This is a genomic window from Streptomyces sp. NPDC002520 (assembly GCF_053595235.1).
Genome location: NZ_JBSFXG010000069.1, coordinates 1 through 25314 on the forward strand (window position 1 = coordinate 1; position 25314 = coordinate 25314).

Sequence of the window (25314 nt, forward strand, 5' to 3'; positions counted from 1 at the left end):
TCCACTCGGGAGTCGTGCGGTCGTTGAGGATCACGACGCCGGTCGGTGTCCCCGTCAGCCAGGACAGGATGAGCGCGACGCGCTGGTCCTCGGTCGTCGCGACCGGTCTCGACGTCGACGACACGGCGGAGCTGTTGTACCGGGACTGGATGCGTCTTGAGGCTGCGCACGGAAACCGCTCCGGGCTGCACACCGCCATCACTCGGGTGCAGCAGGTCAACAGGTCACTGGATGCGTCCCTTGAATTGGAGACCGAGCAGCTGATCAACGATCTCCTCCATGGCTCCGGCCCGGCTCTGAGCATGTAGGTTCCGCGGATTCGTGAACTTCCGCGTGATCATGAGCAGGGGCTGAGCATTTCCAGGTGATCATGAGCAGTGGCTACGATCAGTAGTTGCCGTCCTGGTAGGAGCTGTGGGAGCGGCCCCAGCGACGCCAGGGGGTTCCGTCCGGTCCCGGTCCTACTCGCCCAGATTCTCGTCGCGCAGCAGACGGCGGCCGAGGTCGTCCGCCCACTCCTGAGCCCAGGACAGCAGGGCGTCGATCAGTCCGGGGCTCGCACCGTATGCCTCAAATTCAGCGTCGTCGATCCAGACGAGGCCGGTCAGGCGGGACTGCAGGGACTCGAGGTCGAAGCGATCGCGGGCGTGGCGGCGGCCGAAGTCCTCAAGGTCGGTGGTGGTCCAGCGGCGTGAGGCGGCGAAGACGTCCAGAGCGTCGCGGGCCAGGCCTCGCTCAGCGAGTGCGCGGACCTTCGTGCCGACGACGTCCTCCTCCGCAAGCACCGGTCCGTAGGCGCTCGCGGCAATCGGCCTGGAGAAGACTTCCTTGAGAATGTCCACCTCGCACGTGTCCCCGCTCTCAGAACGGAGGTCCGTGGCGTTGAGGCGTGCGGAGAGCGGGGCGATCTCGATCACTTCGATGTGCCAGCCGCGTGCGGTGAGCCCGTCGGCGAGGGTACGGACGATCTCGTCCATCGGCGCGGGATTCTCGGTGGCGACATCGCGGTCCTGGCTCGGGCGTGAGAGGAGTTCGTGGGCCTGGACGGCGTAGCCACCGGTGATCACCAAGGGGTAGGGGGAGCCGATGACCAGGACGTCCGCCAGCAGGCGGGCGTGCAGCGCGGGGAGTCTCACGCGGCCGACGCACCCCGGTGTGCGCGCCGTCGGGCGGGCGGCCGGGCGGCCGAAATGCCGGCCAGAGCCCGCAGCTCCGGGAACGCCTCTTCCCACACGCCGCAGACCGTGGTCGACACCAGGCTGCGGAGTGTGGGCCACAGCTGCAGGAGGGTGTCGCGGTCGAGCAGGCTGCACAGGTCCTCACGCATGCCTTCGGCGAGGACGGTACGGTACAGGCTCATGCGCTGACGTTCGTTGCCGAGGTCGAAGGCGCGCAGTCCCGACCAGACAACGGTGGCTGGAGGCTCCACGACCCCGTCGGCGGGACCCCGAAGTTCCGCCAGCGAATCCGGCAGACGGCGCCGGAACTTCTCCCGGTACAACGCCAGGTCCTGAGCATCGATGCCCGAGAGGTCCGTCGGCGCAGCTTCGGCGTGCTGTGGGCTGGAAGGCATGCCTCCATTATGGCGGTCCCAACGTGCGGCGCGGTCACGATGTGCGAGTCGGCGTCCGGAACAAGCGGGTTCCCGGCCAGGCGCCGGGACCGGCTATGCCAGCATCACTCAGTAAATCCGCGACAGCGTGAACACCAGAACTCGTCCTCGTGCAATGGGCGGCGGGGCTCCACCTCGACGGCGGCGTGGACGAGCCGGGGATCGTCCCGTAGAGCCCCGCGGGCGCGGGCCAGGTGGCCATCCACAATGGACTCGCCCACCATGATGCCCGCAACCAGCTGATCGCCGCGGACATCGCCGACGCCGCCTGGCGCGGCCAGTGCAGCCTGGCGCTGACGGCGCCGAGCACCTCCAGCAGCTCCCAGAAGAACTCCGTGACCTCTACGAACTCGACTTTCGCAGTTTTCGCAGGGTCGCTCGGGTGGGTGTGACTGCTGGCGTTCGGCTCCTGGGTGCTTGGCGTCGGCCGTAGGGTGCGGCTGTGGATGAGTTGCTTATTGCGCGGGTGCGGCTCCTTGATCAGCAGGGTCGGTCGGTGAAGGCGATCGCCAGGGCGCTGGGGATGAGCGCCGGAGACGTTGTCGGGGTGCTGAATGGCGTCGCGGCCTCGGGGCCGGGTCGCGGCGAGCCGCGTTGCTGGGTGAACGCCGGCTGGAGCCGCAGTGTGGATCTCGAGAGTGCGCCGCAGTGGGCGAGCCTTGATCCCGGGGCTTCCGACGCGGAGGAGGTGCGCGGCCTGGTCGCGGTACTCGTCGCCGCGGACAGCACGCGCTCCACGAAGGCGCAGGTCGCGGGGTTCCTGCTGGACGTGTGGTGTCTGGGGGTGAAGAACGCGCTCGCCCCGGAGCCGATGAGTGAGAGTCGGCTGGCCAGGCACCGGGGGCTCTACTTCAGCGCCTACGAGGGGCATGTGCAGGTTCCGGCCGACCTCGCCCGCGCTCTGGTGTTCGGGGCCGCCGCCTACGCGCGCGGCTTCGGGTTCGAACCCGATGGGGAGCTCGCTGAGGAGTTCACGGAGGCCGCCGTGCTGCTTGGCGAACCTGCGGACCCCAGCCCGATCGGCTTTGGCCGGGACGGCAAGCCCTTCTTCGTCAACGGCCCCTACGACGATCCCGAGGCGGTGTTGCGGACGCTGCGGCGCGCGGTCGGCGACGACGGTTTCCACTTCGAGGTCGCCTTCCCCGAGTAGCCGTCGCGGCGGCGTCGCTTGTTCGGACCGCGCTGGTAGTGGTCGGGGCGCGGGAGCCGAACAGCAGTTCCTACCCGGCCGGGTGACAGGCCGACTGTTCGCGCCCGCGGCGGGCGGGAGCGTCGGCGTTGTGGCGACCGCGCCCGGGGAGGGGAAGCCGATGCCCGCGAGTCCGATGGTGCCGGCGTCGCTGCTGGCGGTGCTGGGGAAGCTGCGCGTGTTCACCGCGCCGGGGTTCACGACGTTCACCGCGATGGTGACTGGGCTGGTCGCGCAGGCCGGGGCCAGCACGGTGACCGGGATGCTGACCTGGGCGGGCCTGGCCCGCGCCTGGCCGCACGACCGGGCCCATGCCTTCTTCTCCCGGACGCGCTGGAACGTCGACAACCTGGGGATCCTGCTGGCCCATCTGATCGTCAGAACGCTGCTGCCGCAGGGCGCGGCGATCACGGTCACGGTTGACGACACCTTGTTCAAGCGGAGCGGGAAGAAGGTGTTCGGTGCCGCGTGGCAGCACGACGGCGCCGCCAGGGGCCCGAAGCCGGTCGGGCGCGGAACGTGCTTCGTGGTGGTCGGGATCGTCGTGGAACTGCCGTTCCTCACCCGGCCGGTGTGCCTGCCGGTGATGGCCCGGCTGTGGCAGCCGAAGACCGGACCGTCGAAGGTCGAACTCGCCGCGTCGATGGTAAAACTGCTGGCCGTGTGCCTGAACCGGCCCCTGCACGTGGTGGCGAACGCCGCCTACCACGGCAGGGCCTGCGCTACCTGCCCGAGACGATCACCCTCACCACCCGGCTGCCGGCCAGCGCCGTGCTGTTCGACCTCGCGCCGCCGCCGACCAAGAAGCGCGGCCGCCCCGCCTCAAGGGCGCCAGGCTGGGCGCGCCCGCCGAACTCGCGGCGACCGGCGCGTTCACGACCACGCACGTCGCCCGGTGACCGCATCCCCCACCGCACTCGACCGGCTGCAAACCATCGTCCAAGTCCCCGGCCACCCCAGCATCGCCGCCGCCGCACGCGCCATCTACGGCATTCGCGACGGCGCCCTCAGACAGCGCATCACAAAGATCGAAAAGGCTGCCGGATTCCAGATCATCGACCGCTCCGCCGCCCCCCTCGCGCCCACCCCACGCGGACACGACTTCCTCCGCAAGGCCACCGAGATCCTCCGCATCACCGACAAGATCCGTCCGAAATCCCAGTAACCCCCTGTAACAGGGGCGCCGGGAGAGGGAAACCTGACAGCTTTCGCTGCGTGACGCACGCGTAGTCTGGATCATGGGAACGTGGAGGATTGGTCCGACTGCTTCGATCCCGACGAGTTGCGCATCCGCCTCGGCGTGGCGCTGGAGGAGAACGCAGAGCTACACGAGGAGATCGCCCGACTGAGAGCTGACAACGCCCGGCTGTGCAGCCTCCTTGACCGAGACATCCAGACCGTACCTGCCGGCATGCCGCCTGTTCCCGAGCCCGTCCCGGCACCGCCACCAGCCGGGGCCGGTGGGCTGCCGTATGCGAATGCCACCTCCAGCGCCGAAGCGAAGATCGCCCTCTTCAGGGTCCTGTTCGCAGGCCGCGAGGACGTCTACGCAAAGCGGTGGGTCAGCGCCAAGTCCGGCCGGACCGGCTGGAGTCCGGCCGAGGACAACCCGTTCGACAAGAACAAGGCCGAAGAAGATCGGGTTTTCTGGCCGCTGACCGACGAGACCATCTACCGCCACCTCGACCCGACCCGGCAGGGGCGCAGCGAGCTGCACATCGGCCTGTATCCGCTGCTGGCCGACGATACCTGCCGCGTGTTGACGTGCGACTTCGACGGCAAGGACGGCAGCGACTGGCGCGCCGACGCCACCGCCTACATCGCCGCCTGCCAGGAGGCGCGCGTCCCCGCCCTGCTCGAGATCTCCCGCTCTGGAAAGGGGGCGCATGCCTGGACGTTCTTCACCGACCCGGTCGCCGCAGCCACCGCCCGCGCACTGGGCATGGCACTGCTGCGTAGGGCGATCGATACCCGTGGGCGTATGGCACTGTCCAGCTACGACCGGCTCTTCCCCGCGCAGGACTTCCTGCCGGCCAAGGCCAGGGGCAGCTTCCGGTTCGGCAACCTGATCGCACTACCCCTCCACGGTGTCTCCCGGGCCAAAGGCACCACCGTCTTCGTGGACCCCGACACCTGGCAGCCGTATCCGGACCAGTTCGCCCATCTCTCGCACACCGAGCGGCTGTCTCAGGCCGACGTCGAGTCGCTCGCAGGCAAGCTCGGCCCGGTCAAGGCCGGGCCTTCCCCGACCGCCCCGGAGCTGGGGCCCAAGCCCCGCCGCAAGACCCTCGGCAAGGCGCCCGCGCGCGTTCAGGCCCGGATCTCGGCGATGCTGGCGATCTCCACGGCCGGGCTGCCGCCGCAACTGCTGGCCGCGCTCAAGCACGCGGCCTCGTTCCACAACCCGGAGTTCTACCGCAAGCAGAACCAGCGCTTCTCCACCTTCAACACCCCGCGCCTCGTCTGCTGCTTCGACGCCTCCGATCCTGACTGGCTCAAGCTTCCCCGCGGCCTGGCAGACGAGGCCGCCCAGCTCATCGCCACCGCTGGTGGCACCCTCACCGTCGCCAGCGACCTGCCCGAACCCCCGCCTATCACCGCTCACTTCACCGGAGAGCTGACCGCCACCCAGCAGGCGGCCGTGGAGGCGATGACCGAGCACCAGGTGGGCACCTTGGTCGCGCCGCCCGGCTCCGGCAAGACCGTCATGGCCTGCGCCCTGATCGCCCGCCACCGCACCCCGACCGCGGTGATCGTCAACCGGGCGGAGCTGCTGACCCAGTGGCAGGAACGGCTGGCCGGCTTCCTGGACCTCGGCGACGGGCACGTCGGCTCGCTCGGCGGGGGCAAGGACCGTCGCGGCCACGCCGTCGACCTGATCATGCTGCAGACGCTGTCCCACCGCGACGCCCCCGACGACCTGCTCGACGGCTACGGACTGGTCATCGTGGACGAGTGTCACGCCGTGGGGGCGCCCGGCGCCGAAGCCGCGATCCGCAGAGCAAAGGCGCCGCGATGGGTCGGCCTGTCCGCCACCCCCTACCGAGCGGACCAGATGGACCCGGTGATCACGATGCAGTGCGGCCCGATCCGCCACGAGATCGACGACGCCAGCACCTTCGCCAAGCACCTCATCGTGCACCCCACCACCTTCACCACCGACGAACCGGGCACCGACGGCGCTTCGATCCAGGCTATCTACAACGAACTCGCCCACCACGACGCCCGCAACCAGCTGATCGCAGCAGACATCGCCAACGCCACCCGGCGCGGCCGGTACAGTCTGGCCCTGACCAACCGCGTCGAACACCTCCACCAGCTCGCCAAAGCCCTCCAACCACACGGCATCACCCCGCTCGTCCTGCATGGCGGCATGCCGCCGACCGAGCGCACCCGAGTACGTGCCGCCCTGGCCGAGGAACACCAAGAGCCCTTGGCGCTGCTGGCGATCGACAAACTCGCCGGCGAAGGCTTCGACGCACCGCGCCTCGACACCCTCTTCCTCACCAGCCCCATCTCGTTCAAGGGACGCGTCATCCAGCAGGTCGGCCGGATCATGCGCAACACCGAAGAACGCAAGTCCCACGTCGAGGCCCACGACTACCTCGACTCCGACGTCCCCCTGCTGGAACGCATGCACCACAAACGCCGCCGCATCCTCCAACGGCGCGGCTTCACCCCCACCGTGCCATCGAGCCTCCCGCCCACGCCGCCCCGCGCGCCTGGCCTCGCCGCCCAACAACCACAACGCATGGCCTCGGTTCAGGCCCCGACCGTGGCCGAGGTGCGGGCCTGGGCCCGCGAACAGGGCATGGACGTACCGCCGCGCGGCAGGCTCCGCGTAGAGATCTGGGATGCCTGGCACGCCACCCATCCCGCTACGAACGGGCAGGACACCCACCTCACTGCATAGCCGGTGAACCCCGGCCGGCGAAACCGGCGATCATCAAAACGATGGATATACCTCACTCGCTGTCACCGACTCGACCGAGGAGGAGCCACCGATTGCTCACCAGCCACCAACACCGTCGCTGCTCACCACGCCCGGATTCCCGCGTTTCCGCAGGACCCAGTGCCAACAAAGTCGCGGACCCTACACGCAAGGCCCTCTAGCCGCTGGCTCCTCAGATGTGCAGCGCGTCACTGCCCGCTGGAGGCGACGTCGTGGGCTGCGTAAGCCAGGAGTTCCTTCATGGCTGCCTCGTTGGAGGCCGGAGGGCGTTCACGCCACTCGGACAGCGTGTCGCGGACGGTCTACGCAACAGCCTTGGCGTGCTGCGCAAGGTCGTTGTCGAGTGCCGCCATGTCCCCGCTCGCGGTTCGGCCCGTGATGACCATGGGACCGGCCAGCGGGTACAGGGGCATGCCGCGCCAGGTACTCGCCAGGGCCCATGCGGCCAGGTTCTGGGTAAGCCCGAGCTTCAGCCCGTTGCCGTGAATGTGCAGAACGGCCCGCCGGTGGTCGACTCCACGGCTGCGCAATGCAGTGCTGACCTGGTGTTTCTTCTGATTGCGCAGCCTGCTGGACATGACGGGGAAAACGGGGTGCCCAGCCGGTGCACGGTGTCGGATTTACTGCTGCGCTTCGGCGTGGTGGCGGATGAGTGCCTGCCAGCGGCGTTCGAAGTCGGCGGCGTTCTCAGCGATGTAGTCGGCGGTGATGGGCTTGTTGTACTGCGCAGTGATCCCGTGGGCTGCGCACTCCTGCGCAACGACGTCGAAGGACGGTTTGTCACTGCGCACCCGGTGCTCGGCCCAGAGGCTGTAGACCCGGAACGGCAGCAGGTAGCGCCGCAAGGTGGAGGGGCTCACCGGCTTCCCGCCACGGCCGTAGAGGCCTTTGCCGGCTAGGAACTCGGACAGCTGCTCGGCCTTCTCCGGTTCGGCACCGGTCTCGGCCTGGTACTCCATCCACGCCAGGCAGTAGCGGTCGACGGTGGTGAGGGCGACGGGCTCCCCCGCGACGGCATCCTCGTCCGGAGACTGGGCATCGATGGCGGCGCTCACGCGCGGGGCGCGTTGCTCCCTGGCGGCCTGGGCGCCCCCACCGGCGGGCGCCGCCTCGGGTTCCTCTTCAGACGGGGGGACCTCTTCGGCAACCTGCTCGTCAGGGTCGGCGGCTGCAGATCCGGCGGGCGGTCCGCTGCTGCGGAAGTCGCGCTCCTCAAAGCTCGTAACGAAGGCTGCCAGGTCTTCGCCGGTGATGGGCCGGCCGCCGTCTCCAGTGATGGCGTCCCGCTCGTACACGTACGCAGCAAGAGCGGCGGCATCCGGATACGTGCCGAATTCCTGTGCGTAGTTGCGCCAGGCGCTGTGGAAGTAGTCGTACCACTGGTCGGCTGGCTCCGCTCCGTCGGTGCCAGCGGGCTCTTGGCTAACGAGCGCATAGCGTTTCTGCAGGACCTGGAGCAGGGGCTGCAACTGGTCCTCAGAGAGCGGATCGCCGGATCCCGTGGAGATGCCATAGGTGTCCCGAAGCCAGACGGCCCACTGCGTCGGGGTCGGCTCGGCCTGGAACTGGGCGAGGAACACCTGGTAGGCCTCGGCGAACCGATCGGCCGCTTCCTCGGTCGATTCCTGCCGCTCGTCCGGCTGCCCGGGCACAGCGGTTGGGACGGGGTCCTGGACCAGCTCCGGCTCTGCGCTCTCCAGCTCGGCCGCACCCTCCCCCTGCGGTGGCACGATCTCAAGGGTGGCGTCTTCCTCCTGGGCCGCTGCGGTGACCCGCTCAACGGTGAACTGGATCGGTGGCTCCTCGATGCCGGCTGCGGCGAGACCGGCGAGCGCGGTCTCGGCGAGCGGGACGCCGTACCGGGCAAGCCGCAAGGGCATCACCGCCTCGACGGGGGCCTTGCGCCGCCAGGCTCGGCCGAAGCGGGAGCGGAGGCTGGACTGGTAGACCAGACGCTCCTGCTCCAGCTTGATTACTTGTTCGTAGGAGCGCAGCTCCCACAGCTTCATGCGGCGCCAAAGCAGGAACGTGGGCACGGGCGAGAGGAGCCAGCGGGTGAGACGGACGCCTTCCATGTGCTTGTCGGCGGTGATGTCGGCGATCCGGCCGATCGCGTGCCGCGCGGCCTCGACGGCAACCACGAACAGGACCGGGATCACGGCGTGCATGCCCACGCCCAGCGGGTCCGGCCAGGCCGCCGCGCCGTTGAAGGCGATCGTGGCCGCTGTCAGCAGCCAGGCCGTCTGGCGTAGCAGCGGGAACGGAATGCGGATCCAGGTCAGGAGGAGGTCCAACGCGAGCAGGACACAGATGCCCGCGTCGATGCCGATCGGGAAGACGTAGGAGAAGTTCCCGAAGCCCTTCTGGATGGCCAACTCGCGGACGGCCGCGTACGAGCCCGCGAAGCCGACACCGGCGATGACGACGGCGCCAGTGACGACCACGCTGATCAGGACCCGATGCGCTCGGGTTAGCTGGGGCATCTCGCCCTTCCCCGCAGCCACGTCCCACTCCCCTATCCAAGCCTCACAACTAAGCAGCTCTCACACTCCCACGAGGGGGGGTGAGGTTGTGACGCTTCGCGGGTCACTTGTTGCGGATCGTCAACGAAAAGTGACCACTGCGGCCTTGGTCTCGTAGGTCCATGCGCGCTTTGTGGCTGCGTCTCCCACCGCACGCCCCCCATGCGGGCTGGGGTGGTAGCCGCAGCAGTATTCCGTCGGAATACGTGGCGCTTCCGTCTGGGGCACAAGGTGCCGATCGGCGGGCGGCCCTCGCCGGGCGGTGGTGTCCAGGAAGGTTTCGCATTGGCGCGCCGTGATGGCGTTTCCATGGAAAACGGGGTGGGCCCGGATCAATGCCGTGCCGTAGCCGGGCCACGCCCAGTGTCCCGTCTCAACGAACCGAGTCGGCGGCCGATTCGTCTCAACGAACCCAGTCGACGCAGGTCGTCGGGACGGAGTTCCGGGCCCTGCCCGTGAGCGGCTGTCTCAGCGAAGTTAGTCGCACCTGGTCAGCAGCTCGGCGTCGACTGACTTCGTTGAGACAGGACACCCAGCAATGAGCGTTGTTCAACCTGATTTCGCTGGTCATGGGGCTGGTGTGGGCGGGGGCTGAGGTGCTCGTGCCGGTCGGGGGTGTGATCGGTAGCAGGTGATCATCCGGCGCGTTGCCGGTTCACCGGAATCGCGATGCCGGGTCCGGAGTGCCTCGTAGGCTCCGAGAAGATCCGGGTGGGAAGGGGCTGCTGGTGGCGGATGTGCTGGTCTGGGTGATGCAGCGAAGGGTCGTGCTGGCCGATCGCGCCGAACGGCTGCGCAAGGAACTCGCCGAGATCGATGCCGAGGTGGCCCGGCTGGAGGCAGCAGAGGTGGTGATCGGGCAGTTCATCGAGGCCGAGCGGAGCGGACAGACCGACGACCCGGCCGTGGCTGAGGAGTTGGAACGGGTGACGACGACTCCGGGTGCGGGCGGGATGCTGCTGGTCCCGCACCGCGAGCCGGACATGGACGAGAGCGCGCTGCCCGCCGACTATCAGGCGATCACGAAGATCGTGGCCGCGGCCTCGGAGCCGGTCCCGGCCAAGGACGTCAGCGTCCAACTCGGCAGAGGCACCCAGCCCGGGCAGGTCGAACCGGTGCGCGACAAGCTCAGGCGCCTGGCTTACCATCTACGACCCGCAGGCCGACCCGTCTGCCCCCGACGGCCGCGTCGCTCCCTGGTCTGCTGCGTTGATCAAGATAGAGATGAACGCAGCGAACGCAGCTGCCGAGCAGGGGAGCTGAGGCGATGACGCCCTCGCATGCACTGGGCCCGCCGACCGCCGTGGTCGTACAGAACACCCGGAGCGGCGGTCCCGGCCGGGTCGGGGCCTGGCTGCGCGAGGAGGGAATCGGCCTCGAAATGCTGCGTCCCTACAAGGGTGAGGCCCTGCCCCAGGCGCTCGACGGCAGGCCGCTCCTCGTGCTCGGCGGTGGCTTCCTGCCGGACGACGACGAGCGCGCGCCCTGGCTCCCGGCCACCCGCCGCCTCGTCGCGCAGGCGCTGGACGACAGCACGCCCGTCCTCGGTATCTGCCTCGGCGGCCAGTTGCTCGCACAGATCGCGGGCGGCAGCGTACGGGCGCGTCACGGGCAGCCCGAGTTCGGCAGCACACAGATCCGGCTGCGCCCCGAAGCCGCCGACGATCCGCTGCTGTACGGGCTCGGCGCGACGGTTCCCGCGATCGAGCGGCACGTCGACGCGATCACCGAGCTCCCGCCGGGTGCCTCCTGGTTGGCGTCCAGCGCAGCCTGCCCCTACCAGGCGTTCCGGGTCGGGGGGCGGGCCTGGGGTGTGCAGTTTCACCCGGAGGCGGAGGCCGAGCGGATCGCCGGTTGGGACCGGGAGGAGCTGGCCCGGCAGGGCTTCGACGGGGACCGGTTGCACGCCGAGGCCGTGGCCGCCGAAAGCGCGGCGGTCTCGGCGTGGTCGATGTTCACGCGGAGGTTCGCTCAGCTGTGCGCGGGGCTGCCGTGACCGGCTGCGGGGCGGATGCGGGCGCGGATGCGGCCGCTCGGCGCCGCCGTCCCACTGACGCGTTGACGCTGGTGAGCACTCCCGCGAGTAGCCCCCAGAACGCGGAACCGATGCCGAGCAGCGTCACACCGGAGGCAGTGGCAAGGAAGGTGACGACGGCCGCCTGGCGAGGAGAGCCCGGCGCTCGCCGAGAAGGCGGGGCGTTCTCCTTTGCGTCAGAGGCGGAGCACCCGGCCTCTCTGACCGACGTCCAGCCCGGGCACTCACACGTACTCGCAGAAACCCGCCCTCACCCCTATGTTCATCAAAGCGTTGGCCAAAGCCTTTAGCGTCGGCCCCCATGAACGACCACCAGAACAACGGCGTCGCGGGACTCACCCGTCGCGGGCTCATCGTCGGTGCTGTCGCTGCGGGACTCGCAGCGACCGGCGGGACCGCGACCGCCCACGCAAACCCGGGGACCGAGTCCGCCACCCTGCCCAGCAGTGCGCCCGGCAGCGTGCCGGGCGCCCCCACCGCTTCGCCCTCGTACTTCCCGGCCTTCCACGTGCCCCAGTACCAGTTGACCGTGCCCGGCGAGTCGGTCGTCGCCGGCAGGGTCGACTACCCGGTGGCGCCCGAGATCGTGCTCACCTCCTTCGACACCTTCGGGCGTACCGGATGGACCCGGGTGCACGTACTCAACGCCAACCTGGGCAACGAGTCCGTCGGCGTGGACCTGATCGCCGACAAGGTGAGCGAGGCCCGTCCGCTGGCGGAGTCGACGAACGCCCAGCACGCCGTCGCCGCCGTAAACGGCGACTACTTCGACATCACCGAGACCTTCGCGGCCGAGGGCCCGGAGATCCAGGCCGGGCAGGTTCGCAAGGGCACGAATCAGCACACGACGGTCGCGGCCATCGGCGCCGACCGGGTCGCCCGACTCGCCGACCTCGTCCTCACCGGCAAGGTCACCATCGCCGGAACTCAGCGGCCGCTGGCCGCCCTCAACTCGGCCTCCATACCCGCCGACGGCATCGCCGTCTTCACCCCGCTGTGGGGCACGGCGGACCGCAAGCTCATCCAGGACGCCGGGCCGTTCACCGAACTCGTCGTGCAGGGCGGCACGGTGAACGCGGTCAACAACCAGATCACCGCCACCCCCGTACCGGAGGGCGGCCTGATCGTCCTGGGCCGGGGCGCCGCCGCGGCCCAGGTCGCCGCCGCCAAGCCCGGCGACGCCGTCGACGTGGCGTTCGCCCCGCAGTCCGACGCGCCTGCCACATTGACAATGGCGCTCGGCAGCGGCTCGGTGCTGGTCAAAAACGGCACCGCCATCGACTTCCCGCCCAGCAGCGGCAACGACGTGCCCAAGCCGCGGACAGCCATCGCGTGGCTGGACGGCGGACACCGCCTGCTGCTGGTCGCCGTCGACGGGTCGGCCAACTTCTCCGCCGGCCTAAGCTTCGACCACATGGCCACGCTGCTGGTGCGCCTGGGCGCCACCGAGGCGTTCATGCTCGACGGCGGCGGCTCCACCGAGATCGTCGCGCGCCACCCCGGTGACGCCGCCGTCAAGGTCGTCAACACCCCCTCGGACGGCAACGAGCGGCCCGTGCCCAACGGCGTCGGCCTGTTCGGTCCCAAGGGATCGGGCCAGCTGCGCGGCATCGACGTGCGTCCGCGGGCCGAGCGCGTGATCACCGGCCTGACGCTGGACCTCGCGGCCGCCGGCTACGACGAGACGTGGGCACCGGTCGCGCTGCACGACGACGCGGTCAAGTGGAGCGCCCTTCCCAGCTCTCTGGGCAAGGTGCGCGACAGCGTCTTCCGCGCCGGCCGCCCCGGCACGGGCAAGCTGCGCGCCCGTAGCGGTGCCACCGAGGGCGAGCGCGACATACGGGTGCTGGGCGACCTGCACCGGCTGGCGTTCACCCAGCGCGCGGTCACCATCGACCCCGGAGCGACCGCGCGTGTCCACCTGACCGGCTACGACGCCGACGGGTTCGACGCCCCGGTCGCGCCGCGCGACGTGAAGCTGGACTACGACAAGACCGTGCTCACGGTGACGGCCGGCTCCGACGGCAGTCTCCAGATCACCGGCAGTGCGGACGCCGGCGGCCGGGCCGCGAGCATCACGGCCACCGTGCAGGGGGTGACGGCGAAGCTCCCGGTGACGGTCGGCCTGATCGACGTACCCCTGGCCGAGTTCGAGCCGAAGGAAAAGTGGACGGCCCTGGCCGCCAGAGGCACCGCGTCCGTCGCGTTCGTACCCGCCGCGGACCGGCCCGGCGCCGCCGCTGACAACCAGGCACTGCGGCTGGCCTACGACTTCACCGGCCAGACCAGCACCTCGGCGGCGTACGCCGTGGCCGGCGGCGGCCCGATCGCACTGCCCGCGGGAACCCGGCGGCTGGCACTGTGGGTCAACGGCGACGGCCGCAACCACTGGCTGCGGGCGATGATCTCCTCGCAGGGCACCACGAACGTGCCGTTCACGTTCACCCTCCTCGTGGACTGGACTGGCTGGCGCCGCGTCGTCGGTGACATCCCCGCCGGCTACTCCGAGCCCCTGACCCTGGCGCGCCTCTACATCGCCGAGACCTCGCAGACCAACAAGAACGCGGGGCAGCTGGACTTCGACGGACTCGCCGCGCAGGTGGGCCAGCAGCCGGACAGCTCCGAGCCGCCGCACCGCGACCCGTACGTGGTCGACCAGGGCGGGCTGCCCGACCGCCGATGGACCTTCGCCGTCCTGTCCGACCTGCACGTGAGCGCGGCCGCGGGGCTGGACTCCTTCTCCGGCCGGCAGGCCGGGATCGCGCTGCGGCAAGCAGTGGCGAGCAAGCCCGACTTCATCCTCATCAACGGCGACTTCGTCGACAACAACAACCCCGCGGACTTCGATCTGGCCAACGGGCTGCTGCGCGACCACGTACCGGCGGACCTGCCGGCGTACTGGATGCCGGGCAACCACGAGGCAGGCCTGTCCGCGACCGGTGGGCTCGACGCCTTCCTTGCCGCGACCGGCCGTCCCAACAAGCAGATCGTCGACCACAAGGGCACCCGCTTCATCCTGCTGGACTCCCACACCGGCGACATGCGTACCTCGGACTGGGACCAGGTGCCGCTGTTGCAGGCCGAGCTGGCGAAGGCGGCGACCGACCGCTCGGTGACAGGCGTGGTGCTCTCCTTCCACCACCCGTTGCACGACCCCTCCGGGTCCGGCGCCTCGCAGCTGTCGGACCAGTTGGAGGCCGCGCTGCTCCAGCGCTGGCTCGCCGACTTCCGGGAGCGGTCGGGCAAGCCGATCGCGCTGTTCAACGGCCACGCTCACACCGCGGCCGTCACCCGGACAGACGGTGTACTGGAGGTCAACACCCCGGCCGTGGGCAAGACTCCGTACAGCTCGCCCGACCGGGGCGGCTTCTTCGGGTGGATGCACGTCGCCGTCGACCCCGAGCCGGCCAGGGTCAAGGCCGGCGAGCCCAGCCCGCAGACACGCAACTGGCTGCAGGCCGAGAGCGTGCCGCTGATCGACGGCATCGAGCTGTCCGCGCCGCCACAGATCGCGCTGGGCAAGACGGTCGAGCTGTTCGCGACCGGCATCACCAGCGAGTTCGGTCTCCGCTTCCCGCTGCGCTTCCCGGCGAGCGTCACCTGGGAAGGCAGCGACGGCGTCGTCGTGCGGTCGGCGCCCGAGGTGAAGTCCGCCGGGCGGGAGCCGAACACGCAGGCCGTCCTGGACACGGAGTCCGCAACGCTGACGGCCGTGCGGGCCGGCACAGTTACCGTCAAGGTGACCTCCGGTGGACTGACGGCCACCGCGACCATCAAGCTCGGCTGATCCCCCGGCCGGGAGACGACCCAAGCCGGCCGTCTCCCGGCCCCTTCCCACCAACCCGCACACCCGGCACACCGTGAACGCACCGGCGGCCTCGCGGACCATCGGCGGATTCGTCCGTTCGGTCCCGGTCAGACAGGTGGTCAAGGACCCGCGCACCGTTCAGCCCAGATCCACCAGCCTGATGCCTGCGGACAGTCACCCAGAGCTCGAAACCGATGACCTGTACAAGGCCGTCCACCGCGTCCTGGACGTCTTCACCGAGGCCGCGGAACTCGACCGTGAACGCGTCCAGCGGTGGGCCCAGTTCCACGCCGTCCAGGCCGCCTTCTGGGGCCGCCGCCACGGTTTTCGTATCGCCCGCAGCGAACCACGGCTGCACCGACTCACCGAATTCGCCGACCGCCTCGCGGAATTGCTCACCGAACACCCGTAGAACGTGAGGTGCCGGCCAGAACCGGCGGGTGTGGACGCGGTGCCGCGGGCAGAATCGTCCGACGGCAGAGGAGCTGATGACCACTCCCCCGTTCCACATGCGGAACAAACAGGTAGCGCACCTCGACCGGGAGTGGGCTGCGTAACATACTGACTTCGGCGTTTGGGGGTCTGGATCTGTGTCGGGACGGGTGACGCGGTCCGTCGGGGCTGGTACGTCGGAGGCATGCGGTACCGGCTACGCCGACACACCGGCCGCAAGGGCGAGCGTCGCTCGCAGGGCGAGACGGACTACATCCGCCTGTTGGACGTGCCCACCAACTGCTGAAGGCCCCGCTGATCGTGGTGTGGGACCGGCTGAGCACCCACATCTCCAAGACGATGAAGGCACTCGTTGCCGAGCGGGACTGGCTGACAGTGGTCCTGCTGCCCGGGTATGCGCCCGACCTCAACCCAGTCGAGGGCCTGTGGGCGCACATCAAGCGGAGCCTGGCCAACCTGGCTGCCCGCACCCTGGGCGAGTTGGAGACTCTGCTCCGCAGTCGGCTCAAGGCACTGCAGTACCGGCATGGCGTCCTCGGCGGATTCCTCACCGGAACGGGGCTCGCTCTCGATAGACGGGACGGCCCCAAACACGCCGAAGTCAGTAATGCCAGACGACGTCATCGCCGCGCCCCGAGCGGCATGACGCCGTCCATACCGTGCCACTCGAGCGCAGCCCCGGGCCGAAGGCCAGATCGAAGTGGGTGCGGCTCGGTGCACGACACCGCCGCCGAGGTGGTGGCCGCGGTGTTCGACCAGGCCACCCGCCGCGGCCCCGCCCACCGCTGGCCCTGGGTCATCCTGGTCGACGGGGCCCGCCATCAGATCGACCTCATCAAGGCCGAAGCAGACAAGCGCGGCGCGGACATCCACATCATCGTCGACCTGATCCACGTGCTCGAATACTTGTGGCGAGCGGCTTGGTGCCTGCACGACAGCGGTGACGCCTCCGCCGAGACCTGGGTCGCCCGCCAGGCCCGTACCCTCCTGGCCGGTGGCGTGCAGCAGACCGCCGCCGCGCTCGATGCGGTCGCCCGCACCGCACGACTGCGCGGCGCCAAACGCAAGGGCATCGACGAGACCGTGAACTACCTGACCGACAAGGGCGAACACCTGCGCTACGGCACCGCCCTGGAACGCGGCTGGCCGATCGCCACCGGGATCATCAAGGGAGCATGCTGTCACCTGGTCAAAGACCGCCTGGACATCACCGGCGCCCGCTGGGGCCTGGCGGGCGCTGAAGCCGTACTCAAACTGCGCGCCGTCCGCGCCAACGGCGACTTCGAAGCCTACTGGGCCTGACACGAACAACAGGAGTTCACCCGCAACCACCAGGCGTGCTACCACGACCGGCTCATACTCACGGCCTGATCAACAGCACCCTCATTGAGCGTTGTTCAACCTGATTTCGCTGGTCATGGGGCTGGTGTGGGCGGAGGTCTGCTGTCGCGAGGACCTGGTCGCCGCCGACACCCCGCTCGGACCGGCGCAGGCCGCCGCCCGGCTCCGAGTAGGTCGTGCCGACTGGGATCACATCGTGTGGCTCGGATGGGTCCGCTCCCCGCAGTCGGTCGAGGTCCGCTTCGGCACCAGCCGGGCCCGCGTCGCACCACGGTCAGACCGGGCCTTCGCACTCGTCGATCCAGTGCGCGAGGAGACTCAGTGCAGCGAGGCGTTCCAGTGCCTGCTGAGCGGTCATCTCCTCGGAAGCCATGTGGGTGGCCGTGTTCCGGACGGTCATGTTGAGACCAGGCGCGTACTTGGCCAGGCCGTTCTGCATCGAGCTGACCGTACGGTCGCTCGGATCGCCGGGCCACTTCAGTACTGGGTCCTTTGAGGCGAAGACCCTCTCGTAGACGTTGGTGGCGTCCATGTTGGCAAGTTGGGTGCGGGTCTTGAGCTGGGATACGAGGGTTTCTGCGGCGCTTTGGACGGCGAGACGGAAGTGGCCGTCGAGCCACAGCCTCCGAGCGGCTCCCCAGATCGTCGGGTGCATCGCCTCGACTCCAGTGGTCGGAGGGAGCTCAGCCTCCGCCTTGTCCGTCAGCGCCTCCAGTCGGCCCAGGATCTGCTCCGCCGAGTCCAGCACGTCGCCCGGTTCGAGCAGCGGCTTCGGCGTGGTGACAGTCCTCCAGGCTGCGATCGGGTCCACGGGCTTGGGAAAGCCGGTGACGCCTATGTACATCCCAGTCAGGCCGGGGGCCGCTGATGCGCGGCCGGCTGCGCGTGCCACCCGGTCCGTGGCGGCCTGGAGCTCTTCAGGCGACACGCCATCCCGGGCGACTGCAGCAGGGAGCAGGCCACGCCCGAAGCCGGCGTCCTTCGTCTCTGTGTGGAGCTCCATGAATGCCTTGAAAGCGTCTTTGAACTCAGTCACGGCCTCAGCCGTCTTACGGAGGTACTCGGGGTTCCGGGAAGCGTCCATGCCGTGGATCGTGTCACGCCAACGCGGCGCGATGGGCGGGTGGCACTGGCCGACTCGCAACCGGCTGAGCGCGCCCCAATCTCTCCCCGGCCGCATCCCGCGCCGCCCTACCCGTCCCTTCCTCCTTCACTCCAGCCAGGAGACATGGGCGAAAGCGGCCGCAACATGGGATAGCCTCATCGTGCGGCAGCACGCGCCTGCCAGATTCCCGACCAATAGGCACCCACGCGCCTCGGTCTGCGGACAAGGGTCTTCGACTCGCGCGGCACTGACTTTCGGCAACGGGTGAAACGAGGTTCTGGATCACTTTTGGTGCAGGACTGACGGACGGTCACCGTCACGGGGTGTCCGGCACGGTCAGCGGCTGAGGAGGACGCGCTTGCGCAGGAGGTCCACGCCGGCCCGGCCGAACATCTGCCGCTTCAGCATCTTGATCCGGTTCACCTGCCCCTCCACCGCGCCCGAACTGAACGGCAGCGTCAGTCCCGCCGTCACCGCCTCAAGATCAGACCTGATCCCCACCACAAACGACTGCAACCTCGTGTGATCACTTTCGGTCTCTGGCCGACTGGGGGTCCCAGCCGGTGTGACGATCAGCGGCCATGAGCGACGTGATCGTGGAAGACGTGCTTTTCCCGGACCTGGACGGCCTGCTGGTGCAAGACGTCCAACTCGTCGGGGACGAAGTGCGGGTAGTGGCACGGGCTTGCGCGACCGGGGCGGGGTGTTCGACCTGCGGCGCGCTGTCGCTGCGGGTCCACAGCGGCTACGAACGCCGGCTCACGGACGCGGCGGTGGGTGGCCGCCGTGTCGTCGTGCGGCTGCGGGTCCGGCGGTTCCGCTGCGCGACCGCCTGGTGCCCACGCACCACCTTCGTCGAGCAGATCGCCGGCCTGACCTTCCGCCACGGGCGCCGAAGCACTCGCCTGCACACGATCTTGCAGGCCATCGCTCTGATGCTCGCGGGCAGAGCCGGGGCCCGGCTGGCCGAAGCACTCGACACCCCAGTCAGCCGCTCCACCCTGCTGCGACTGCTCCGGGCGCTGCCCGACCCACAGATATCCACACCCCGGGTGCTGGGGGTCGACGACTTCGCCCTGCGCAAGGGGCATGTCTACGGAACCATCCTGATCGACGTCGAGACGCGCCGACCCGTGGACATACTCCCGGATCGGGAAGCAGCCACCTTGACCCGGTGGCTGGTCAACCATCCCGGCGTGGAGGTCATCTGCCGCGACCGAGCCAGCGCCTACGCCGAAGGCTCCCGACTCGGCGCACCCGCCGCGGTCCAGGTCGCCGACAGGTGGCACCTGTGGCACGTGCGCCGTGAGGCGCTGATTGATCGAGTGGAGGTGGGAGACCTTCGCCGCCGTCCTGGCGCAGCAGGGCGGTGAAGCTGGGGGCAGCCTGATCCGGGAGGTGCTGGGGAGGGTGGCAAGCGGCCCCGACGAAGCCGGGACGTGTCAGAACCGTCAGATGGTGCGGGTCCGGCAAGCGAGACGGAGAGGTATACGTGAGGAACCGGTGTTTGAAGCCTCCTAAGGTGACATCAGCTCGAACCTGGCGGATCTGGGCTGGTTGCGGTGCATGCTCGCCTCTTTGCAGAAGGCGGCAACTCCCGGGCTGTATCTGCCAGTCGGCCCGGGAGGCCACGGTGAAGTGCTGCGGGGTAACCGTGGCGAGGCCGCGGGGGTATAGCCGGGTGCCTACTCCGACGATCGATCAATCAGTGAACACGGGAACCTCCTCGGTCCCGCCCGTCGTCCGGGCCACCAGTTCGGATGAGTTGGGCTGGGCACACCGTCTGCCGAACAGACCGTGGGAGGGGCGGAGCCGCCGTAGTACTCCGAGCCGGGGAGAGCCCGGCACATGGGGAAGGGCGGCAGCGAGATCGCAAGGGAGGTACTGCAATGTCCGGAGAATCCGGGGTGGATACCCCGGTCGTGTGGCCGGTGGCCGATGTCGCTGAGCTACGGGTACGGAGAATGCAGATCAAGCTGCACCGTTGGGCGGTAGCCGATCACGGCTTCCGGTTCGACGATGTGTTCAACTTCGTCTGCGACCCGGCCGTCCTGGTGATGGCATTCGAACGGGTCGCGGGCAACACCGGAGCCCGGACGCCGGGCGTGGACGGCGTGCGCGCTGACCATGTACGCGCGGCCGGGGTGGAAGCGTATCTGGACCACATCCGCACGCGGCTGAGAGCAGGGGCCTTTCGGCCCGTGCCGGTGCGTGAGCGGATGATCCCCAAGTCGGGCGGGAAACTGCGCCGGCTGGGGATTCCGACCATTGCGGACCGGGTGGTGCAGGCGGCGCTGAAGCTGGTCCTGGAGCCGATCTTCGAGGCGGACTTCCGTCCGTGCTCGTACGGTTTCCGGCCCAACCGGCGTGCGCACGACGCGATCGCCGAGATTCATCTGTTCGGCTCCCAGGGTTATCGCTGGGTGCTGGACGCGGATATCGAGGCGTGCTTCGACCGCATCGACCACGCGGCCCTGATGGACCGAGTGCGGGTGCGGGTGAAGGACAAGCGGGTGCTGGCGTTGGTGAAGGCGTTCCTGAAAGCCGGGATCATGAGTGAGTTCGGCGAACGGAACGAGACCACCTCCGGGACTCCGCAAGGAGGCATCCTCTCACCCCTGCTGGCCAACATCGCACTGTCCGTGCTCGACGACTTCGCCGCCGAGCAGTGGGCAACCGCGATGGCAAGCCGGAGGGATCGCGAACGCCGACGGCACCGGGGCCTGCCGACCTGGCGACTGGTCCGCTACGCGGACGACTTCGTCATCATGGTCCACGGCACCAGGGAGCACGTCGAAGACCTTCGCGAACAGGTGAGTTCGGTTCTGGCGCCGATGGGTCTCGTGCTGTCACCGGCCAAGACCCGGATCGTCCACCTTGCTGACGGGTTCGACTTCCTGGGCTTTCGCATCGTCTGGATGCGCAAGCGCGGAACGGACAAGTGGCACGTCTACACGTTCATCGCCGACAAGCCGGTCGCTTCGTTGAAACGGAAGATCAAGCAACTGACCCAGAAGCTGTCACATCTCGACTACAAGATCGCGCTGATCCAGATCAACCGGATCCTGCGCGGCTGGGCCAACTACTTCCGACACGCGGTCGCCAAGCACACCATGCAGACCCTGCACACCTTTGTATGGTGGCGGGTCATCCGCTGGGTAATGCACAGGCACCGCACGAACTGGAAGTCCATCCGGCGATGGTTCCGAACTCCGCAAGGACACTGGAAAGACCTCAAGTTGGAGGGGATCAGACTGTTCCACCTCGGCAAAGTGCCGATCACTCGGTATCGCTACCGGGGCAACAGCATCCCCACCCCTTGGCCGGACACCGTGACCGGCCCGACCTCAACGGCATGATCTCGTGGAGAGCCCGGTGCTCGGAGACGGGCACGCCGGGTTCGGCGGGCGGGCCGGGGAAACCCACCGGGAGCAATCCCGGCAGGGCGCCCCGGTCCGACCCATCAACCTCTGCGAAGCCGTCGATAAATGCGTCACCCGCCACTCCTCCGACCTGCGCGAACCCGTCCAGGTCCCGACCGAGGCCGCCACATCAGCCGTGGTCGCCGAACTGGAGAGCGCCGCCCGGGCGGGCAAGGTGGCAGGGTCCGCTCACCGTTACGCGGACCGCACCCGCGAGCGCCACCGAGCAGTCCACGACCTGCTCGACCAGGGACACAGCCAGCGTGCTATCGCCCAGGAACTGGGCTTGGCTCGCAACACCGTGCGCAGGTTCGCCCGCGCCGCCACCCACGAAGAACTCAGCACAGGAAAGTGGCAGAACCTCCCCAGCATCCTGGACCCCTTCAAGCCCTACCTGCATCAGCGCTGGCAGGAAGGCTGCACCAACGCCCGGACACTGTTCGAGGAGATCAGGTCCGCCGGATTCCGGGGCCAGTGCACGATCGTCCGCGAGTACCTGCGCCCGCTTCGATCGGGACTGAACCCAGCAGGCCGCGCACCCAAGCCGCCCTCGGTTCGGGACGTGACGGGCTGGATCACCAAGCACCCCGACAGCCTCACCTCCGAGGAAACCGTCAAGATCAAGAGCATCCTCGCCCGCTGTCCCCCGCTCAGCACCGCCGCCGAACATGTCCGCTCCTTCGCCGAGATGATGCGCGACCGCACCGGTCACCACCTCCCCAAGTGGCTCACCGAGGCCCACGCGACCGACCTGCCCGAGTTGCAGTCGTTTGTGGTGGGGATCAGGTCTGATCTTGAGGCGGTGACGGCGGGGTTGACGCTGCCGTTCAGTTCGGGCGCGGTGGAGGGGCAGGTGAACCGGATCAAGATGCTGAAGCGGCAGATGTTCGGCCGGGCCGGCGTGGACCTCCTGCGCAAGCGCGTCCTCCTCAGCCGCTGACCGTGCCGGACACCCCGTGACGGTGACCGTCCGTCAGTCCTGCACCAAAAGTGATCCAGAACCCAAATTCAGCCGTTGCCGACAGTCCTCTCCGCGCAGGCGGAGGTGAGCCGGCCGCGGCGCACAAGCCGTGCCAACTGCGGACGTCCTCTCCGCGCAGGCGGAGGTGAGCCGTACCAGGCGAACGGGCACCGGCTGGTCCGCGAGTCCTCTCCGCGCAAGCGGAGGTGAGCCGTTCAACACGTATCTTCCGCTGGAGTTCGTCAAGTTCTCTCCGCGCAGGCGGAGGTGAGCCGCGGTACGCCACGGTGAGGGACACCCCGTGCAAGTCCTCTCCGCGCAGGCGGAGGTGAGCCGCGGTACGCCACGGTGAGGGACACCCCGTGCAAGTCCTCTCCGCGCAGGCGGAGGTGAGCCGTACCGCATCCCGGCGGGCGCCCTGGTCATCGTGTCCTCTCCGCGCAGGCGGAGGTGAGCCGACGGCCCGGCAGGGAGTTCGCAGCTCCACCACGTCCTCTCCGCGCAGGCGGAGGTGAGCCGGCGTTCCAGTACACCGGCTCGGTTGCTTGCAGGTCCTCTCCGTGCAGGCGGAGGTGAGCCGCCTGATGAGGGGCGACTTCGACGTGGAAGGAGGTCCTCTCCGCGCAGGCGGAGGTGAGCCGTCGCCACCCTCCTCGACCACTCCGACGCAGCCGTCCTCTCCGCGCAGGCTGTCGGTAACGGGTGAAATTCAGCCGTTACCGACACAGGCGGAGGTGAGCCGAATCTGAAGGTGGTCCCGCACGACGCCGGCGCGTCCTCTCCGCACCGGGTGTCACGGTCAGGCGGAGGGGCGCTGCCGCTGCCGTTCAGCGGAATCAGGGTTTCCAGATGAGTGCCTTTGCCCCAGGAGCCCAGCAGGTCGCGGTGCAGGGCCACTATGTCCTGGCGCAGCGCCAGACGCAGTGCGGCCTTCGTGAACGTGCGGCAGATGGTGACGAACAACGCGACGTCCGCGGCGTATTCGAGACGGGCGGTGCCGACGAACTTCTGCATGTCCTGCGAGGACACGCTCCGGTGCGGCGCATACTTTTTTGCATTGGACGACCAGCTTGCGGCCGTCGGCCAGGTAACCCACGACGTCCGCGCCCAGGTCGCCGCTCTTGCCGCTGACGACGACCTTCGTGCAGCCGTCCCGGAAAGGGCATCGAGCAGGTCGGTGTCCTCCCCCGGGGCGCCGTCCCAGTCCACCAGCTCCAGGGCTGCGGGCTGGGCTGGAACGGACGCTCGTTTCCGGGGCGCCTTGCGGTCCTTCTTGCGCTTCTTCGCCATCGTCGTCAGTCTCCTTGACCTTCGCGGCCACCTGGCCTCGATCCTTGCATTCGGCAGCAGCCCTCAGGCCCTGGTCGCCTGACCCAGCAGCAACAGCCCGGGCAGCCTTCTGGTCAGGCTGTGCGCTCCAGCTCCACCGCGCTCTCGAGTTGTCCCGCCGCGGTGCTGTCCTGCCGGGCCGCTCGCTCGGCACGGGCCCGCCGCAGTGCCAGGGCGCGGGTGGCCTCGGCTTCTCGGCGGCGCTGGACGCGGACCGTATCGAGCGGGGCCAGCCGCTCCTCCGAGGACACCTCCGGCCCCGGGAACGCGCGGCGGTTCAGCGCGCGCATCGCCCTGGTCTGCCGCTCGACTGCCTCCGCGATGCCAGAGTCCACCCGCCGCGCGGGCGCGACGGCCTGGTGCGCAGCGAGCGCTTGGCGGTATCCCGCGGACGCCAACTCCCTGGTCTTCACCGGCCTCGGCGGCGCGGCCGCAGACTGCGGGGCAACGTCGCCCAGGTCGGGCGCGGACACTGAGCCGGGCGCGAGGATCCGCAGGGCGCGGACGACCATGCGGCCGGCCGACTCGTTGGCGGCCGCGATGATCCGGGTCTGCTCCAGGCGTGCCTTCGTCGCCCAGGCCGACGACTCCGGGCACACGGTCAGTCGGCCCGAGTCGGCGTCGTACGACACGGCGGCGACGTGCCCGGCGAGCTCCGGGGCGATGGCCGCCCACCGCTCCCGCAGCGTCGCGCCGGCAGCCGGGAGCTCCCATGCGCGCTCGGTGACCAGCGCGCCGATCGCCGCCCCGAGGCCCATCGGCTTGCGCCCGTCGCGGCGCACCGTACGGACGACTCGCGGCTTCGACTTCGCCTTCTGGCCGCCGCCGTTCTTGCGCGCCGCCTCCATCGCGGCCCGCAGCGCGGCCCGGGCCATGTCGATGCCGGACATCTCACTGCCGCTCACGCCTGCCCCCACGGCGTGTAGCCGAGGTCCAGATGACCGAGGCATGCGAGGCGCTGTACGGTCGCGACGAACGCCCGGGTGAACAGGCGCTGTGCGGAGTGCTCGCCGTACCGGGCGATGTGGTCGTGGACGATCTGGTGGTCGGCGGCGGCGCGGTTGCGCCAGTCCAGCACCTGCTCGCGGGTGGACCTGAAGGTTCTCGTCGACTGGCTCCGCCATGGCCCTTTGGGAGAACGTGGTCAGACTGAGCGCCCAGGCACGTGGGTGTCATACAAGCCGAGCCAGGGAGAAGAAGCGGAAGAGCTATAGGCGCGCGTGCAGACGATTGACGAACGGATCACCGCCTGGGCCAGGGCGACCCCTTCCAACCAGCAACGCCAGGGCCCTACCCTTGCGGACCTCGGGGACCTGGATCAGGTCAGTCGCCGATGTCGACCACTTCACCTACGGCCCCATTGTCGGCTACCTGGTATGCGCCGCGGCTCGCGAGGAGCAGGCCGAACCGTGCCTCGTCGTCATCCGAGCCCCCGGCGGACGCGAGAGCCCGAACCAGCTCCGCCCCGCCATCTGACGCCCCACGGCGCACTAGGGCGCGTATCGAGTCGTGATCAATCTGCGGTTCGGGTGAGGTCTTTGATCCAGATCATCGAGGCGCGCAGGTGGAGGCCGGCGAGGTAGCT

Annotated in this window: 17 protein-coding genes, 5 pseudogenes and 1 CRISPR repeat array; of the genes and pseudogenes, 13 read left to right on the plus strand and 9 right to left on the minus strand. The window is 69.1% G+C overall.

The annotated features are described in order from the left end of the window. Positions 1 to 308: pseudogene (locus tag ACWD5D_RS43720) on the plus strand (hypothetical protein); the annotation flags it as partial. Positions 309 to 461: 153 nt separating this feature from the next. Here the strand turns inward: ACWD5D_RS43720 and ACWD5D_RS43725 are convergent. Then, entirely contained in the window at positions 462 to 1136 is a 675-nt protein-coding gene (locus ACWD5D_RS43725; protein ID WP_451378338.1) for a nucleotidyl transferase AbiEii/AbiGii toxin family protein, read from the minus strand. Beyond that, entirely contained in the window at positions 1133 to 1573 is a 441-nt protein-coding gene (locus tag ACWD5D_RS43730; RefSeq protein WP_451378339.1) for a hypothetical protein, read from the minus strand. Before ACWD5D_RS43730 ends, ACWD5D_RS43725 begins: the two co-directional genes overlap by 4 nt. A 233-nt stretch (positions 1574 to 1806) precedes the next feature. Here ACWD5D_RS43730 and ACWD5D_RS43735 point away from each other — a divergent pair, with 233 nt between their 5' ends. The 4 genes from ACWD5D_RS43735 (at position 1807) to ACWD5D_RS43750 (ending at position 6714) form a co-directional block, all read left to right on the plus strand. Next, complete coding sequence (locus tag ACWD5D_RS43735; protein WP_451378340.1) at positions 1807 to 2004, plus strand: hypothetical protein; 198 nt, start codon at positions 1807 to 1809, stop codon at positions 2002 to 2004. Between the two features lie 50 nt (positions 2005 to 2054). Beyond that, on the plus strand, positions 2055 to 2762 hold the full coding sequence (locus ACWD5D_RS43740) for a hypothetical protein (RefSeq protein WP_451378341.1): 708 nt from the start codon (positions 2055 to 2057) through the stop codon (positions 2760 to 2762). A 130-nt stretch (positions 2763 to 2892) separates the two neighbouring features. After that, positions 2893 to 3966 carry a transposase gene (locus ACWD5D_RS43745; protein WP_451378342.1) on the plus strand — a complete coding sequence of 358 codons (1074 nt, stop codon included), beginning with the start codon at positions 2893 to 2895 and terminating at the stop codon, positions 3964 to 3966. An 81-nt stretch (positions 3967 to 4047) separates the two neighbouring features. Beyond that, positions 4048 to 6714: a TOTE conflict system archaeo-eukaryotic primase domain-containing protein gene (locus ACWD5D_RS43750; RefSeq protein WP_451378343.1), complete on the plus strand. Its 2667-nt coding sequence runs from the start codon at positions 4048 to 4050 to the stop codon at positions 6712 to 6714. Between the two features lie 341 nt (positions 6715 to 7055). Here the strand turns inward: ACWD5D_RS43750 and ACWD5D_RS43755 are convergent, their stop codons facing one another. Together ACWD5D_RS43755 and ACWD5D_RS43760 are read right to left on the minus strand one after the other, a co-directional pair. Further along, positions 7056 to 7331, minus strand: a complete 276-nt coding sequence (locus tag ACWD5D_RS43755; RefSeq protein WP_451378344.1) for a hypothetical protein — start codon at positions 7329 to 7331, stop codon at positions 7056 to 7058. Between the two features lie 1221 nt (positions 7332 to 8552). After that, a pseudogene (locus ACWD5D_RS43760) lies at positions 8553 to 9236 on the minus strand (DUF2637 domain-containing protein); the annotation flags it as partial. Between the two features lie 767 nt (positions 9237 to 10003). Between ACWD5D_RS43760 and ACWD5D_RS43765 the strand changes: the two are divergent. Both ACWD5D_RS43765 and ACWD5D_RS43770 read left to right on the plus strand, forming a co-directional pair. Then, positions 10004 to 10546 carry a hypothetical protein gene (locus ACWD5D_RS43765; protein ID WP_451378345.1) on the plus strand — a complete coding sequence of 181 codons (543 nt, stop codon included), beginning with the start codon at positions 10004 to 10006 and terminating at the stop codon, positions 10544 to 10546. Beyond that, on the plus strand, positions 10543 to 11271 hold the full coding sequence (locus ACWD5D_RS43770; protein WP_451378346.1) for a type 1 glutamine amidotransferase: 729 nt from the start codon (positions 10543 to 10545) through the stop codon (positions 11269 to 11271). Before ACWD5D_RS43765 ends, ACWD5D_RS43770 begins: the two co-directional genes overlap by 4 nt. On the opposite strand, the pseudogene ACWD5D_RS43775 reads toward ACWD5D_RS43770, so the two are convergent. Then, a pseudogene (locus ACWD5D_RS43775) lies at positions 11231 to 11434 on the minus strand (benzoate/H(+) symporter BenE family transporter); the annotation flags it as partial. The gene ACWD5D_RS43770 and the pseudogene ACWD5D_RS43775 overlap by 41 nt on opposite strands. Positions 11435 to 11611: 177 nt before the next feature. On the opposite strand from ACWD5D_RS43775, the gene ACWD5D_RS43780 reads away from it, so the two are divergent. The 3 genes and pseudogenes from ACWD5D_RS43780 to ACWD5D_RS43790 all read left to right on the plus strand — a co-directional run. After that, positions 11612 to 15097: a phosphodiester glycosidase family protein gene (locus ACWD5D_RS43780; protein ID WP_451378347.1), complete on the plus strand. Its 3486-nt coding sequence runs from the start codon at positions 11612 to 11614 to the stop codon at positions 15095 to 15097. A gap of 208 nt (positions 15098 to 15305) precedes the next feature. Further along, positions 15306 to 15530: pseudogene (locus ACWD5D_RS43785) on the plus strand (aminoglycoside phosphotransferase family protein); the annotation flags it as partial. Between the two features lie 231 nt (positions 15531 to 15761). Beyond that, positions 15762 to 16159, plus strand: a pseudogene (locus ACWD5D_RS43790) (transposase); the annotation flags it as partial. A 1027-nt stretch (positions 16160 to 17186) separates the two neighbouring features. Here the strand turns inward: ACWD5D_RS43790 and ACWD5D_RS43795 are convergent. After that, positions 17187 to 17996 carry a TIGR02391 family protein gene (locus tag ACWD5D_RS43795; RefSeq protein ID WP_451378348.1) on the minus strand — a complete coding sequence of 270 codons (810 nt, stop codon included), beginning with the start codon at positions 17994 to 17996 and terminating at the stop codon, positions 17187 to 17189. Positions 17997 to 18353: 357 nt separating this feature from the next. Next, positions 18354 to 18491, minus strand: a complete 138-nt coding sequence (locus ACWD5D_RS43800) for a hypothetical protein (protein WP_451378354.1) — start codon at positions 18489 to 18491, stop codon at positions 18354 to 18356. A gap of 107 nt (positions 18492 to 18598) precedes the next feature. On the opposite strand from ACWD5D_RS43800, the gene ACWD5D_RS43805 reads away from it, so the two are divergent. The 3 genes from ACWD5D_RS43805 (at position 18599) to ACWD5D_RS43815 (ending at position 22379) form a co-directional block, all read left to right on the plus strand. Further along, positions 18599 to 19390, plus strand: coding sequence for an ISL3 family transposase (locus tag ACWD5D_RS43805; protein ID WP_451378349.1), 792 nt, complete (start codon positions 18599 to 18601; stop codon positions 19388 to 19390). A gap of 591 nt (positions 19391 to 19981) precedes the next feature. After that, positions 19982 to 21376, plus strand: a complete 1395-nt coding sequence (gene ltrA, locus ACWD5D_RS43810; protein WP_451378350.1) for a group II intron reverse transcriptase/maturase — start codon at positions 19982 to 19984, stop codon at positions 21374 to 21376. Positions 21377 to 21392: 16 nt separating this feature from the next. Then, positions 21393 to 22379: a transposase gene (locus tag ACWD5D_RS43815; protein ID WP_451378351.1), complete on the plus strand. Its 987-nt coding sequence runs from the start codon at positions 21393 to 21395 to the stop codon at positions 22377 to 22379. Between the two features lie 84 nt (positions 22380 to 22463). Then, a CRISPR array of direct repeats spans positions 22464 to 23041; the repeat unit is 29 nt; unit sequence GTCCTCTCCGCGCAGGCGGAGGTGAGCCG. 762 nt (positions 23042 to 23803) lie between these two features. Here ACWD5D_RS43815 and ACWD5D_RS43820 read toward each other — a convergent pair. Both ACWD5D_RS43820 and ACWD5D_RS43825 read right to left on the minus strand, forming a co-directional pair. Further along, the gene (locus tag ACWD5D_RS43820) at positions 23804 to 24634 is read right to left on the minus strand and encodes a DciA family protein (RefSeq protein WP_451378352.1); all 831 of its coding nucleotides are present in this window, start codon (positions 24632 to 24634) and stop codon (positions 23804 to 23806) included. Next, positions 24631 to 24807: a hypothetical protein gene (locus ACWD5D_RS43825; protein ID WP_451378353.1), complete on the minus strand. Its 177-nt coding sequence runs from the start codon at positions 24805 to 24807 to the stop codon at positions 24631 to 24633. The genes ACWD5D_RS43820 and ACWD5D_RS43825 overlap by 4 nt, the downstream gene beginning before the upstream one ends. Positions 24808 to 25314: the final 507 nt, after the last annotated feature.

Excerpts from the sequence above, each read along its gene's own strand:
- ACWD5D_RS43795 (WP_451378348.1), bottom strand. The coding sequence starts at position 17,996 with ATGGACGCTTCCCGGAACCCCGAGTACCTCCGTAAGACGGCTGAGGCC.
- ACWD5D_RS43755 (WP_451378344.1), bottom strand. The coding sequence starts at position 7,331 with ATGTCCAGCAGGCTGCGCAATCAGAAGAAACACCAGGTCAGCACTGCA.
- ACWD5D_RS43770 (WP_451378346.1), top strand. The coding sequence starts at position 10,543 with ATGACGCCCTCGCATGCACTGGGCCCGCCGACCGCCGTGGTCGTACAG.
- ACWD5D_RS43805 (WP_451378349.1), top strand. The coding sequence starts at position 18,599 with ATGAGCGACGTGATCGTGGAAGACGTGCTTTTCCCGGACCTGGACGGC.
- ACWD5D_RS43730 (WP_451378339.1), bottom strand. The coding sequence starts at position 1,573 with ATGCCTTCCAGCCCACAGCACGCCGAAGCTGCGCCGACGGACCTCTCG.
- ltrA (WP_451378350.1), top strand. The coding sequence starts at position 19,982 with ATGCAGATCAAGCTGCACCGTTGGGCGGTAGCCGATCACGGCTTCCGG.
- ACWD5D_RS43780 (WP_451378347.1), top strand. The coding sequence starts at position 11,612 with ATGAACGACCACCAGAACAACGGCGTCGCGGGACTCACCCGTCGCGGG.